Here is a 14269-nt window from a genome sequence, read left to right on the forward strand (position 1 = left end):
TTTATTTATAGGTCATCTGCAGGATTGGGTTGATTGGCAGGCTTAGCAACTCCAACTAATAAGCTAGAGAATTCAGTGATTTTCCAAGCACCTTTAGAATTCACTTTTGTTGATACAGGTCTTGCCGAACTTGCTCCAGAACATGGAACGAAGAGCTTGATTGCTCCCTTGCTAACTTCACCACTATATCTATTCGCTGTTAGGTTGAAAGTGTAGGGTGGTGGGGACGGAGTGTACCCATTCTGAGTGCTGGATCCTGGAAGATATGACCCTGGCAGAGCTGGGTTCTGAGAAAGTTGTCTTTTGACCAGATCCATTGTACTTCTAGAAACATTGAAACCTTTGTAACCTTTTCCGCTTGTATCTTGGCTGAGACTTCCTGAATCAAGAATCAGAACCAGAGCCTTTCTACCATCTTCTTCGTTTTTTACAAAAATATCTAGTGCAGCAATCAATGAAACAACCGCGCCTTGTGGGTTTGAGGAATTCTCGGTTCGGAATACATCAAATTCTGCTAAGTTTGTTGGCCAAGAATTTACAGTAAGATCGTAGTTTCCCTCTTGAGAAAAAATCGGTGTAGTTATTGCAAGAATTGCAAGTACGGAAAGTAGTTTTTTCATGTTCAAGCTTCCTAATGAATCATTTAAGAGATCGGTATATCCTAATTTACCTATCCTTTATTTGTCAAGAAAATACTGGACTAGTAATAACTCACGATTCCCATATTTGGAAATTTATTGCCTATGCTGCTAGGCCCAATAAGCGAAGCAACGGATTGATATCTGGATCTTTTCCATAAAATTTTCGAAACAAATCCATAGCTGGTTCCGAACCACCTTTAAATAAAATATTTTCACAATAGGACTCGCTCAATTTGGAATCAAAAATTCCATTGTCTACGAAACGAAAGAAAGCATTAGCACTCAAAAGTTCCGCCCATTTATACGAATAGTATCCGGCAGCATAACCACCAGCGAAAATATGCGAAAAGCCGTTCTGAAATTTATTATAAGCTGGTGGAATTAGAACTGCAACTTCCTTGCGAACAGAATCAAGAATTTTCTGAACACCTTCCTCGTCTGGACATTCCTTATGAATTTTTAAATCAAAAATTGCAAATTCAAGTTGTCTTACAACTCCCATAGCCGATTGAAAATTCTTAGTATCGATTAATTTTTGTATCATTGAATCGGGAATTGGTTCACCGGTTTTATAGTGATATGCAAAAAACTTTAGTGCTTCTCTCTCGTATGCAAAATTTTCCAAAAACTGAGACGGAAATTCAACAGCATCCCATTCCACACCATTGATTCCACTTACAAATGGTTCTTCTATAACGGTCATTAAATGATGAAGCGCATGTCCCATTTCGTGGAAAAAAGTTACGACATCATTATGCCTTAATAGGGAAGGGTTATCAGGTAAAGATGGTGGAAAATTACCAACTATAAATGCTGTAGGTAAAATTGTTGTACCATCAGTTTTGTGACGCGAATGCCAGTTGTGCATCCACGCTCCACCTTTTTTGTCTTGCCTCGCTTCCAAGTCAACATAGAGTCTCGCAAAAGGGCTGTTATTTCTTGAAAGTTCAAAAACTTGAACTGTTGGTTCCCAGACATCGACATTGATCAATTTGAATTGAATTCCAAGTAGCTTCTCTAAGAATTGGAATCCACCTGCAACTAATTTTTCCTTTTCAAAGTAGGGTCTATATTCTTCTTCATTGAAATGCAAAGTCTCTTTTTTAAGAAGCTCCGAGTAGAAAGCCACATCATGAGATTCTAATTTGTCCAATCCTTTGGATGATGCGAAAACTTGCAATTCACGCAATTCTTTCTCAGCTAACGGTCTTGCTTTGCTCGCAAGCCCATTCAAAAAATCCAAAACAGATTTTGTTGAGTCTGCCATTTTTACCGCAAGTGAATATTCAGAATAATCGGAAAATCCAAGCAAGCTAGCTAATTCCTTTTTTAATTGGAGTATCTCTTCGATGAGAGCACCATTCTGCGGAGCTCTTGTTGTATACGCTCGGTAAAGTTCTTCACGAATAGATCGATTGGGTCCATAAGTCATGTAAGCCATATAGCTTGGGATTTGTAAGGTAAACTTGTATTGATTGTCGCTTACTGTAGCCGCTCGTAAGTCAGATTCGGGAATTCCTTCCACATCTTTTGGATCCGTGATTATTTTTTCATAGCTATTGGTTGCATCTAGAATATTTTGAGAGAATTGATTAGAACATTCTGATAATCGAATATTTATGGCTTTTAGTCTATCTTTTTGTTCGCTAGGCAAGTCAACACCGCTCAGTTTGAAGTCTCGAATTCCATCATTCAATACTTTTAAGCGAGCCTGATTGAGTTTTGATACGTTCTTTGTTAGTGCAGATTCATAGGCAGCGAGAATTCTCTTGTCTTGAGATAGAGTAGTGTAATAATCAGATATGATGGGAAGTAGTTCAGTATAAATCGCTTGTGTTTCTTTCGAGTTTTTGACGGAATTGAGGTGAGAGATCTCAGTAAATATTACATCAAGATCATGATTCATTTTCTGATAGGGAACTAGAAAATTTTCGTAATCGATTTGGTCTAAGGCAAGTAGTCTTTCTAATTCATCTTTATTGGACTTAACTTTATCCAAGAAGTTAATTTTCTTGTTATCTAAATTGTCTGATCTAAACTCTGGAAATGACATAAATATCGACCTCTAGATTCATTAAAAAATTGTATTGATGTCTGTAAAATTAAAATCCATACTGAGTTAAAAATTAGTTTTGAGCGAGTATTTATAGATTGGAAGTCTAATGATTGAATGGAAGATTATGAACGCAAACGAATTGTAATTTTTGATTCCGACTGTAATTTATGTAATTTTTTTGTGAACTTTTGTATAGAACGCGATCCTGATTTCAATTTACATTTTGCGCCGATTCGTTCTCCACTCATTCAAGATATTTTACTTAACATTGAGCCAAGGAAAAATCTTACTGGAATCGACATAGAAAAACTCAGAGCCCTAAATCCAAGCACGGATCCAACAACAATTCTTTTCTATGAAGATGGATTTTTATACTCCAAATCGCATGCAGTATTCCGAATTGCAAATCATCTAAATGGAATTATACGAATATTGAAATTTTTCAGATGGATACCTGATTTTATCACAAACACAATCTACTATCTTGTCGCAAAATATCGATACAGATTGTTCGGCAGATCTTCGACATGTCGAATCCCTCAGCCAGAAGATGGAATTCGGTTTATTGATTGATTAATCAGTCAATCCTTATCCTGTTTCAAGATATATGAAATCAAAAATTGAAAAAACTAGAATAGGAAGAATTTCACTTTACTTTCTTTGCAGATACAGTTTCTCTCTTACCAAGCAAAGGATATTTTTGTTAAAACTGGAATGGAATCTGGATGGTCATCGAGCTTCAATAAGCATGATGCAGTGTTAGAAAAATTAAATATATAATTTGGAGAACGTTTATGCAAAGAATAACACCTTTTTTATGGTTCAATCAAGATGCCGAAGAGGCAGTGAATTTTTATACAAAACTATTCTCCAATTCCAAAATTGGTAAAAAATCTTACTATGGCAAAGAAGGTTTTGAACACCATCGTATGCCTGAGGGAACTCTGATGATTGCCGAATTTGAATTAGATGGATTGCGATATACATCAATCAATGGTGGACCGCGATTTCAATTCAATCCCAGTATTTCATTTATGGTGATATGCGAGACAATTGAAGAAATTGATGAACTTTGGAAAAAACTTTCCGAGAATGGATCCATAATGATGCCAATCGATAAATATGAATGGAGTGATCGCTATGGTTGGCTGTCTGATCGTTATGGACTTTCTTGGCAGCTATTCTTGGGCAAAGTGGAAGACGTAGGTCAGAAGATTACACCGAGTTTTTTATTTACCGGTTCTGTTCATGGAAAAGCAGAAGAAGCAATAAATTATTTCACGAAAATATTTTCTAATTCCAAAATTGATGGAATATGGCGTTATGCGGCAGGTGGACAAGATCCAGAAGGAAGTATCCAACATGCACAGATTCAATTGGATGGAAGTAAGTTCAATTTTTCAGAGAGTGTTCTCGAATATGATTTTGGATTCAATGAGTCTATATCGTTCGTTGTCAACTGCAAAAGTCAAGAAGAGATTGACTACTATTGGGAGGAGCTCTCTAAAGGCGGTAATCCTAAAGCCCAGCAGTGTGGTTGGCTAAAGGATAAGTTCGGAATATCTTGGCAAGTTGTTCCCACAATCCTTTCTGATATGATGTCAAAAGGTAATAGCGAGCAGGTGCAAAGAGTCTCTTCAGCCTTCTTACAGATGAAAAAATTTGAGATTGAAGCTTTACAGAAAGCTTTCGATGGCGAATAATTTCTGGATCTAAATTAAAATATACATTGTCGAGTTTTTGCGATATTTTCTCGTCAATCAGAAGTATATTCAATGTTAAATGTCATAATCTGTAGACCATTTTCAAATTGTTCTGAATTTTCTAACTTCAACTTCGGAATGGGGATTTTCCAAAGTCAGATTGTTGGAAAAAATAGTATGCTTCATATGTGGGTATGCTTTCTGTCCAGGCTCCAATCCGTATTTATAGCCAAATTCATAGGTATTCTTCCCCATTATTACTGTATCATAAATATATTTACTCAATAACGGATGTATTCACATCAGATATGAATTTTATTATTTCCTTATACATTTGCGTTCTTCCGGGTTCTTCATAGGGAAGATGTCCCGCACCGTCGAGTAGTATCACTCCCTTAGTAGACTTTAATTTGTCATAAAATTCTTTACTAAGTTCGTAAGGTGTCCAAGGATCTAAGCTGGGATGAACCATTAGAACTGGACATATTGTAAAGTCTTCTGGATTTATTTCAGGAGAATACGACATGAAAGTACGCAGAAATCTCATTGATACTTTACCACCACCAGCGTAAGGATCCGTTTCAAATACCTCTGAGAAATCAGGATCATTGGTGATCAATTCCATTTTGCTAAGATACCTTATTGGAAGATGAATTGGATCCGTTAGCCAATAAAATATTGAGTTCAAAGGAATTCCAATGCGACTCAAGAATAGATTGGATGAAGCAGCATCTTTTACTTTCGGATCTCTCAAGTCTGCAAGTGTAGTAACAATCAAGCCATCTAATTGTTTATTTCTTGCAGCTGCATGGTATGATAGCATACCGCCAATACTTAGACCGAATAGATATAACTTCTGACCATGTATTCTTTCTTTATCCATGAGGTCGGAAAGTAGTTCAACCCAATCTTCATACTTGGTTTTTGCGTCGGATGGAACTACTGTTAAGCCATAACCGGGAAAATCTGGTGAAATAATATCACAATTTGTATCCGTCAAAAGCGGAACTGCGATTGGCCCAAGCACTCTTCCATTTCCCCCAGCTCCATGAACCAAAATGATTTTACAATCTGCATTTTTTCGAATATATCTGTCCAAGTGAACTGAGTGATTCTTCCATGCCCAGTATTCTTCTCTTGGAAGCAAATCAGCTTTGTATTTCATGGACTCAGGTAAAAATCTTTGATATCTATGCCAATGTTCCGTTTCTAAATAGCTACCACCTCTTTCTTTGGGGAAGCTCGCACATTGGTTAAACATAACAAATAAGACGAAAGCGAAATAATAATGGAAAAAAGGTTTTTTATTGTGATTCATATTTAAATAATAGAATGGAAGGCAGAAGTTTTCTGCAAGCCTGATCTTGTTAAGAGATGAATAGTTGAGCAGTTATAATTTTACAGGTGTATAATAATGTCAGATAAAATAGAAAAAAATTACAATATAATCATGGAATCTTTTATAAAACTTTTAGATAGCAAATCTTATGATCGTATTTCTATTCAAGAAATTGCCAAACTATCTAGTATGACTAGAGTAAATTTCTACAATTATTTTATTGATAAAGATGATTTACTTTGGAAAACATTTAAATATCTATATCTTGAGGTAGAGGAAAAAGTTGAAAAGCTTGATCCCATAACGCATTTGAGTGAAGGCAAGCCTCTAACTTTTTATTACTTCGAATGGATCAAGAAATACAGATACTTTTTTAGATCACTTTTTGTTAATGGGATGCCATATTCCTTTCAAGCGAAGTTCTTGGACTATATCCGTGATGAGAGTTTTAGAACTCATGAACAATTAAGAAGTCGTTACGCTGGTAAAATTCCGTATATTCGTATCAATCAATATTTGACAGGTGCATTGTTCAATTTTACTAGAGAGTTATTAACTGAAGAAGAAGATTGGGACTCACTTGCGCTGAGTCAATTTTTTACAAATTTGGCACTACCAGGAATATTGAGTCAACTGAATCCAAATAAAAACGTATGAGCTGCTATATTATTTTTAAACATCATTCGAGTATGGATTTAAAAATTGTCGTTTCCAGAAAATATTTCGGTCAATTTTTGACAATTCTGCTTCGTCGCATACATCATTCCAATTTTTTTCGATTGATGATTTTATCGTTTGTATAAGGTCTTTTGCTTTTTGAGTAGACAAGAGAAATTGCGGAGCAGCTTTCAAGCATGTACTGAGTTTACTTTCTCGATTATTTTTATGAATTAACATTGCCTGTGAGACTTCATTACCAGATCGAGGTTGCGGGCAGATGTCATAGGCTGGAGTAAGTTCCAATTGTTTTCCGTCCCAAAAAGCGGCATGGTTTCGGGCATGATCATCTGTATTTCCTACAAGAACATTTAGAATTAATCTCTTAAATAATTCTTCTAGTGTTGCTTTAGGTTTTATAAATCTAAATCTAATGATTTCGGCTAATTGTTCATAGCTAGTATATCGAGCCATCATTTCATCTAAGCCAAATAAAGTAAGTGCAGAGACTAATGATTTGCGAGCCCACCCTAACCCTACTTTGTATCTATCAAATCTTTCAATCAATAGAACATCTTTATTTAGAATTTTTTGAAGGTATACTTTGGCTACCTTGATGCCAGAAATTTCAGCCAGTTTCATAGCAATAAATTCTGACTTTACAACACTATAAATATCACTTGCTGAAGAAAATTTAGCTATTAATTTGCGTTCATTCCATTCGATCAAGGCTTTTGGCCTTGCTCCTCCAATTGAGGTGCCATGAAATAATGCTAGATCTAATTCTTGCGAAAGAGGAAGTCCGTCCTCAACTCGTTTTACAGATTCTATTATTTCTTCTAGGTCTTGGCTTACACTGAATCTTGGAATATAATGAGTTGGTGATGATTGAAAATCCAAACAACCAATCCGATCAGATCCTGATTCTAATAAATAAGTCAGTTCGTCTATCATGACCGTATCATAAGATTTTGCCTTGGATCCAAATTTTCTATTTAGCAGCACTCTTCGACCCCAGGCATCTGGTGATGCATCTCGAATGCAGCCAGGCATATGCAGTCCAGGTTGTAAAGATATTTCTCCTCTCGACAAAGGAAGCTCAGGAAGATAAATAGGGATATACTTTTTATCTGTTAAACTAAGTTCAAGATAGCTTTTTCCATAATTAAATATATAACTACCGTTATGTGATTCTAGTCTTCCGGCAACAACAGGTTCTAAAGAATCTTCTAGCCATATCCAAACAAAAGCTTCATCCGGTTGATTTATATGTTTTTTAGAAATCTTCATAAACCTTTTTTTCTTTTTTTACAATTCGCTTCGGTAGAAGGTTCAATATTTTTTTAGAATCTTGCGATAGCTCCATTAAAGATTTTGGATTATTATCAGCAAGCAGTTGGATTCCGACTAAGAAAGCGATTTCAAAAACTGTCCCTATACGACTGCCTGGGTCTCCTTTTTCAATTTTCTGCAATGTTGCCCGAGAAATTCCAGCCCTTTGGCAGAGTTCAGATTCGCTCATTTTTTTGTTTTTTCGATAGATTCTAATTGTCGATCCAAGATAGCTAAGCGCATATTCTGTATTTTTTGAATGGATCTTGCTTAGTTTCATAAAAGTTTCCCCTAAATATGACTATTATAATAGCCTTAAGATAGTCAAATGGATAGAAATATAGTCATTTTGTGAGTAAAGTAAATCTTTGTCAATAGGAATATTGACAAAGCCCAATAGTAAAAGCAATGAATTGCATTCGATTGATTTTCTCTTTATGTCATTCGAGTATGGATTTAAAAATTATATTACAATTTGATCCATAAACTTTTAAGTTTCGATCAAATAGTAATTTACTCCGGCATAGCGAAAGTATGATTTTATATATTCAGATTTGGTATCCTCAATAGATCTAAGTCGTGACTTTACGCTTGATTCATCGAAACGTATTTCTTTGTCCATCTTATGATAGAAGAAGCAACGATAAGGGATGCTACCATTATCTATTTTTAAAATGCATAAATGGGTGGGTTCTGCAAAATCACTATCAGGATCCAATCCGAATGATTTACCAGGATGAATTTCGTATCTCTTGTTACCGACTACTACGGATCCTTTGCTTGGATTTACATTTAAGATCGTTTTTCTAGGTTTTTTTGGAGCAATAAAATTTACTCCACGATAGGTGAATGTAAAGAATGATTTTTTATCTTTGAGATCTTGGAATTTTTTTGCATCTGATTGAGTTGACGGATTGAGAGAGCTCGCTACTTTCTCGATACTTCCTTTTAGAAGGCTATCTAGAAAATCACTACTTTCGTTCTCATCTATTTTATCAAGTAGCTTATAGATGAAGTCAAATTCCTTCTTCTCATAGCCATGATTTTCTTTTAGATCATCAATTTGAAGGCTCAAACGACGAGTTCTATGTAAAAAGAAATAGGCTTTTCTTTTGATAGCGATCTCTTCCATCAATTTACTGTTAGCTCGAGCATTATCCAATATTTTGCTCGCCTCAAAGATTAGCTTCTCATATGCTTCGAGATCAATTTTTATTTGAAACTTCTTCTCGAAGAAGAGCCTAGAATCTTCAATTCGAGAATTGGATTTTGCCATATCAGTTTGCGAATTTCCTTAACTTGACAGAAAGAATAATTCCAACAGCCATCATTGACATGATCATATGACTTCCACCATAACTCATAAATGATAGTGGAACACCCGTTACAGGCAATAAACCAATTACAATTCCGACATTGATTGCTAGATGGAAAAATATTAATGCAACAATTCCCGATGCTAATAGGGAACCAAATCTATCTTTACTTTCGAAGCTTACCTGTAGTCCCCGCAAAGGAATAGACATGAGAAAAAACAATAGAATTACAGATCCAAAAAATCCCGTCTGTTCTGCCCAAGAAGCAAATATAAAATCTGTTCCTGATTCGGGAACATGGGGAAATCTTCCCTCAGTCATCTCGCCTTTCATTATACCTTTTCCGAAGAATTTACCGGATCCAACTGCGGGCTTGGAGGCTCTCAATTGATAGCCAGCACCTTGTTTGAATTTATCTGGATTCAAAAATGCTGTTAGGCGGACAACTTGGTTTTCTCGAAACGGAATGGTTTTATAAACTACAACTGAACTCAGAATAGATATACCCAAAATTCCGATCGGAATGTAATAAGTACGAATTTTCTTGAGACCCCTTGCAATGTTTACAAAAATCATAATTGCAGAAATCAAAATCAAAATCACCCCAGCGCCAATGAGTATTTTCTGATTGTATAGAATCTGAAACATGATAGAGCCTTGTTCGTTGATTACAGTTTCTACAATTTCACGAAGGGATTGTAAGATTCTCGGATCTTCAAGTCCAGTTTTCTCAGTTCCTATTCCTAAAGTACGTCCTTCCAGAATAGGCCATATTTTACCTTTTGCTTGAGATACAAGCGAGAGTAGATCAGTTTTTTGTTCTTTACGTAAGAATTCCAATACATCTGGGAGAAGTGTGAGCTTGCTATATTCAATATACATAGGAATTCCAAGAGATATTCCACCTAACGCAAGCAAGGAACCAATATGCAAAATATCCGCGCCACCAAGAAATAGCATAGCAAATAGAATGGGAAGAAAAGATACTGCAGTTCCAAAGTCTGGCTGCAATAGAATGAAAAACATTGGAATCAATACGATAACAAAAGGTATAATCAAAGTTGATAGCTTTTTCATATCCTTTTCTCGGAGCACAAGGTATTGCCCTAATAATATAACAGTCGCTAGCTTGGCAAATTCTGATGTTTGCATACCAACTGGACCGAGTCTAATCCATGATCTAGCGCCTCGTCCTTCTGGTAGATAACCAATCCCAGGAATTAACGTAGCTATGAGAAGTATCAGAGCAGCCAGATAAATAAAAACAGCATAACTTCCGATCAATTGGTAATTGATCCTTGCCATTAGATACATGAAAGCAAGTCCAATGATTCCATAAATCATCTGCTTATACCAGCGACCTGGTCCGTCACTTATATTTGCTTCTTGAGTATAAAGGGTTAATACACCACAACAAACTACAAATATAACGGAAAATATCAAAAAATAATCCAATTTCTCACTATTACGATCAGCCATTATATTTCTGTCTCCTCTGTGTCAATTGGAGTTTCCTCTTTCATGATTTTGCCGCGCCCACGGTCAGATTTGGGAAAAGAACCTGGAGGAAATGCGGCTTTAAATACTTCACGTGCAACAGGGGCAGCTCCAGCAGATCCACCCACTCCAAATTCTACGAAAACTCCAACTAGTACTTGTTTGTCGGGTGGGGCATTGGCTGGTGCATATCCCATAAACCAAGCGTGGTTTGTTCTAGAGGCACCACGTCTCCTTGTCTGTGCAGTTCCCGTCTTACCCGCAACTTCTGGCATATTCGGTTGATTCATTACATAGGATGCTGTTCCTGATATACCAACTAATTCTAATCCGTATTTTATAGCTTCGACTGTTGATTTTTTGAGTGGAATATCGCGGATTACTTTTGGTTCTGTTCTCTGGATGATTGAGTTATCAATTGGATTACGAACTTCGGATACAATAAATGGTTGGTAAACTTTTCCACCATTGACGATTGCTGAATAGAAGAGAGTGATAGAAATTGGGGTTGTCGAAATAAATCCTTGACCTATCGATAAATTGATTGTATCTCCGTCGAACCATTTCGTTCCGTATGTTCTCTTCTTCCATTCTGAGCTTGGAATAAATCCAACTGTTTCACCAGGAAGATCAATTTCGGATTTTTTATCCAAACCAAAAAGTCTTGAGTAAGATAGAATAGATTCGGAGCCCAGTTTATATCCTAAATTATAGAAATAAACAGAGCAAGATTTCTCAATTGCATGTGCTAAATCATTCGTTCCATGACCACGATTCTCCCAGCAGCGAAAGACTTGGTCTGGAACACCTGCAAATGTTGACTTGAGTGTAAATTTACCATCACAATGGAATTCTGTAGAAGGATCATATTGGATTTTATGTTCGCTCTCTAAAGCTGCTAAGGCAACTAACGTCTTATAAGTTGATGCGGGTGGAAATTTGGATTGAATTGCTAGATTAAGAAGACCCTTATTATCAATGACTTGTTTATAATGATTGATTCTCTCTTGGCGATTTTTTCCGGACAATATGTTCGGATCAAAACTTGGATTGGACGCAAGAGCTAAAACTTCACCCGTTGTCGGTTTGATTGCGATAACAGTTCCTCTTGTTCCTTTTAGAGCTCTGTAGGCTGCGATCTGCATTTCTTGATCAATAGTGAGAATTAAATTATTTCCAGATTGTGCATGTTCAATGATACGTTCTTCTTCGATATTGCCCTCAGTTGATCTTTTCTGAATTCGATATCCATCAGTTCCTCTAAGAATTGTATCGTATACACTTTCCAATCCACCTTTACCAACATATTGGTAAGATTTTATATCCTTGTCGAGTATATCTTCTCTGTTAGGTTTACCAAGATATCCGGTAACATGGGCAAGGGCTGGACCCATATTATAAATCCTTGTAGGTGAGGGAACCATCTGAACATATTTATTGATATTATCAAAAACAGAAATACGTTCTTGTTGTGCCTTAGAGATTCCTTCCAATAGAATAAATGGTTCTCTAGATCGAATTTTTCGAACCAAACGGTCTTGTTGTAATTCTTTTTCGTAGTAGGACTTAGGTATGGAAAGGTATTTGCAGAATTCTTCAATGAAGGCACGAACACGCTTCGGATCATTCTTAAGTAGATTCGTATTGAGGATTAGATCAAGTGCTGCAGAATTGGAAACTAACGGATTACTTGTCTCAGGCGTGAGAAAATTCCTATCGTATATCTGACCTCGTGCTGCAAGAATGGATTCCGACTTTCGTACAAATCGTTCAGCTTTAATAGCGTTCTCAGATCCTTGAATCAATTGAAGATTCACCAATTGGAGAATGAATATAAAAAGTGTTATAACAACAAGCCCAGAGAAGAAATACAATCTATTTCGAAAAGATGCTTCCAGTTTGTGTTCGCTGGAGGATCTTGAGTAATTCATACTTTACCCTCATCTGGGTCTAGGCGATAGATCCAGGTCAGTAAGAAGAACAAAACGGGAGATAGAATACTTGTATATATTGTTGTCGATAGGAAAGAATAATTCGCATTATCGTGAAAGAAAATACTGAACATAATATACAATATAATTCGACTCAGTAAGGTGAAGACAAAAGTATAAATCGTGATAGACAGATAATTTTCATTGTACGCATTTTTCGTGAATCTACCAATCGCATAACCTAGGATAGAATATGTGAACGAATGGAGTCCTATCTTATAATAGATTACTTGATCGGCGCCTGTTTCTCCACCTAATCCAGAATCGGTTAGCAATCCACCGAGAAATCCAACCCATATTCCATAGAATGAACCTTTTCGGAGTGCAAAGAAAATTACAAATACCATCATGAAGTCTGGCTTAAAGGATCCACCTAATTCAAATATATTGGAACCATTCAGAAAATGGCAGAGAAAAATTCCTAAGCCAATAATTAGTTTTTCAAAAATCATGGATTGTCACCTCCTGATTCCACCTTGGGAGTCGGGGCTGGTTCAGAACTATTCTCAGGTTTATCAACGGGTTTTGTGGTTCCTGAGGTGGTTGCTGGTTTGGTGGTCGTTCCGCTATTGGGCTTAGAGCCTTGAGTGGAATTTTGTCCGCTTGAATTGGTTGTCCCGTTTGTGTTAGTTGCACCATTCGAGTTTGGATTCAACTTCTGTTTCTCGAGAGCCTTTTCCTTTTTGCGCTCATCTTCGGGATAATTGAGTTCACCTAGATAAGGATTGTCGATTTTGATGGATCTTTCCGCTGGCCATTCTTCAATCCATCTATCAGGATTTTTCTTAAGAATTGTAACATATTCTAATTTATCAAATTGCACAAATGGTTTCAAATAAGCAGTCTTAAATGATCCTTCCCTTGGGCCTTCTTCTGTTATGATACCAACAGGAATTCCTTCCGGAAAAACTCCAGACCCACCAGATGTATACACCGCTTTACCGATTTTGCTATAGCCTTCTGGCATGACAGTACTATGTGGACCGGGTGCAGATGCGGGTCCCATTGGAAAAGATCCGAATACTTTTGGATCGATTACAATTCCTGAGTCAATAAATTCTAGAATGGCTTCTGTTCCTTTGCCTGAATTGCCCGAAAGACTCGCCCATAGGGAAGTTCCAGGAATTGCAACACCCATGGAAAAGTTGGAGTTGATGATTGGTTGCACAACGGCCGTGGAAGTTCCAACGGCAATTACTTTACCGACAAGTGCTTCAATGAATCGTCCTTTGTCATCTAATGTTCTTGTGACGACAGGCATATAGGCTTGGATTCCTGAACTAGATCCTTTGTCGATAATGATCGTTCTGTAAATTGTATTCAAACGAACAGATAGAATTTCTGCTCGGACGGTTGGGAAATCTGTCCTTGGAACAAATGTTAGTTCACGGCGAAGGACGCTGTTTTCTGATTTGAGGCGCTCCAATTCTTGATTCAATTTGTAATAGTCTTCCATTACATTGAGGCAAGAATCTCTTTCTTCACGTACTTTTTCGAAGGACTCTAACTTTGTATAGGCGCCTTTGAATAGACCACCGAAAGCATCCAGCGATCCAGAGAAAAAATCTCCAACACGTTGAAAGCCTGCAATACCACTGACTAGAAAATTGCCGTTCCAGACGAGAGAAGTGATAGAGAATACTGTTACAAAAAGGAGTGAGGCGAATTCTCGATTTTTAGCTATTTTTTCCCAAAGCATAAGATTTATGTCTCATTATTTCTAGTTTCCCTAAAAAG

14 protein-coding genes are annotated in these 14269 nt (G+C 36.7%); 3 read left to right on the forward strand and 11 right to left on the reverse strand.

The genetic code is table 11. From position 1 onward, the window contains the following. Positions 1-5 precede the first annotated feature (5 nt). The gene (locus O4O04_RS04860) at positions 6-620 is read right to left on the reverse strand and encodes a DUF6935 domain-containing protein (RefSeq protein ID WP_272534545.1); all 615 of its coding nucleotides are present in this window, start codon (positions 618-620) and stop codon (positions 6-8) included. 121 nt (positions 621-741) lie between these two features. Next, positions 742-2694, reverse strand: coding sequence for a M3 family metallopeptidase (locus O4O04_RS04865; RefSeq protein ID WP_272534547.1), 1953 nt, complete (start codon positions 2692-2694; stop codon positions 742-744). Positions 2695-2811: 117 nt separating this feature from the next. Here O4O04_RS04865 and O4O04_RS04870 point away from each other — a divergent pair, with 117 nt between their 5' ends. Both O4O04_RS04870 and O4O04_RS04875 read left to right on the forward strand, forming a co-directional pair. Next, positions 2812-3270 (forward strand): thiol-disulfide oxidoreductase DCC family protein, encoded by a 459-nt coding sequence (locus tag O4O04_RS04870; protein WP_272534548.1) that lies wholly within the window; start codon positions 2812-2814, stop codon positions 3268-3270. A gap of 221 nt (positions 3271-3491) precedes the next feature. Then, complete coding sequence (locus O4O04_RS04875; protein ID WP_272534550.1) at positions 3492-4400, forward strand: VOC family protein; 909 nt, start codon at positions 3492-3494, stop codon at positions 4398-4400. 102 nt (positions 4401-4502) lie between these two features. Here O4O04_RS04875 and O4O04_RS04880 read toward each other — a convergent pair whose 3' ends face one another. Both O4O04_RS04880 and O4O04_RS04885 read right to left on the reverse strand, forming a co-directional pair. Next, the gene (locus O4O04_RS04880) at positions 4503-4655 is read right to left on the reverse strand and encodes a hypothetical protein (RefSeq protein ID WP_272534551.1); all 153 of its coding nucleotides are present in this window, start codon (positions 4653-4655) and stop codon (positions 4503-4505) included. A gap of 22 nt (positions 4656-4677) precedes the next feature. After that, the gene (locus tag O4O04_RS04885) at positions 4678-5661 is read right to left on the reverse strand and encodes an alpha/beta hydrolase (protein WP_272534553.1); all 984 of its coding nucleotides are present in this window, start codon (positions 5659-5661) and stop codon (positions 4678-4680) included. Between the two features lie 153 nt (positions 5662-5814). On the opposite strand from O4O04_RS04885, the gene O4O04_RS04890 reads away from it, so the two are divergent. After that, complete coding sequence (locus O4O04_RS04890) at positions 5815-6396, forward strand: TetR/AcrR family transcriptional regulator (protein WP_272534555.1); 582 nt, start codon at positions 5815-5817, stop codon at positions 6394-6396. A 15-nt stretch (positions 6397-6411) separates the two neighbouring features. On the opposite strand, the gene O4O04_RS04895 is transcribed toward O4O04_RS04890, so the two are convergent. The 7 genes from O4O04_RS04895 to mreC all read right to left on the reverse strand — a co-directional run bounded on the left by O4O04_RS04895 (position 6412) and on the right by mreC (position 14231). Then, positions 6412-7686, reverse strand: a complete 1275-nt coding sequence (locus O4O04_RS04895) for a type II toxin-antitoxin system HipA family toxin (RefSeq protein ID WP_272534557.1) — start codon at positions 7684-7686, stop codon at positions 6412-6414. After that, positions 7673-8008: a helix-turn-helix transcriptional regulator gene (locus O4O04_RS04900; protein WP_272534559.1), complete on the reverse strand. Its 336-nt coding sequence runs from the start codon at positions 8006-8008 to the stop codon at positions 7673-7675. Before O4O04_RS04900 ends, O4O04_RS04895 begins: the two co-directional genes overlap by 14 nt. Positions 8009-8218: 210 nt before the next feature. Then, positions 8219-9004, reverse strand: coding sequence for a hypothetical protein (locus O4O04_RS04905; protein WP_272534561.1), 786 nt, complete (start codon positions 9002-9004; stop codon positions 8219-8221). Position 9005: 1 nt separating this feature from the next. Then, positions 9006-10526: an FtsW/RodA/SpoVE family cell cycle protein gene (locus O4O04_RS04910; protein WP_272536026.1), complete on the reverse strand. Its 1521-nt coding sequence runs from the start codon at positions 10524-10526 to the stop codon at positions 9006-9008. Then, positions 10523-12472 carry a penicillin-binding protein 2 gene (mrdA, locus tag O4O04_RS04915; protein WP_272534563.1) on the reverse strand — a complete coding sequence of 650 codons (1950 nt, stop codon included), beginning with the start codon at positions 12470-12472 and terminating at the stop codon, positions 10523-10525. Before mrdA ends, O4O04_RS04910 begins: the two co-directional genes overlap by 4 nt. Beyond that, positions 12469-12984: a rod shape-determining protein MreD gene (gene mreD / locus O4O04_RS04920; RefSeq protein ID WP_272534565.1), complete on the reverse strand. Its 516-nt coding sequence runs from the start codon at positions 12982-12984 to the stop codon at positions 12469-12471. The genes mrdA and mreD overlap by 4 nt, the downstream gene beginning before the upstream one ends. Next, positions 12981-14231 (reverse strand): rod shape-determining protein MreC, encoded by a 1251-nt coding sequence (gene mreC / locus O4O04_RS04925; protein ID WP_272534566.1) that lies wholly within the window; start codon positions 14229-14231, stop codon positions 12981-12983. The genes mreD and mreC overlap by 4 nt, the downstream gene beginning before the upstream one ends. Positions 14232-14269 lie beyond the last annotated feature (38 nt).

The organism is Leptospira sp. GIMC2001 (assembly GCF_028462125.1).
In the GTDB taxonomy this organism is placed as follows: domain Bacteria; phylum Spirochaetota; class Leptospiria; order Leptospirales; family Leptospiraceae.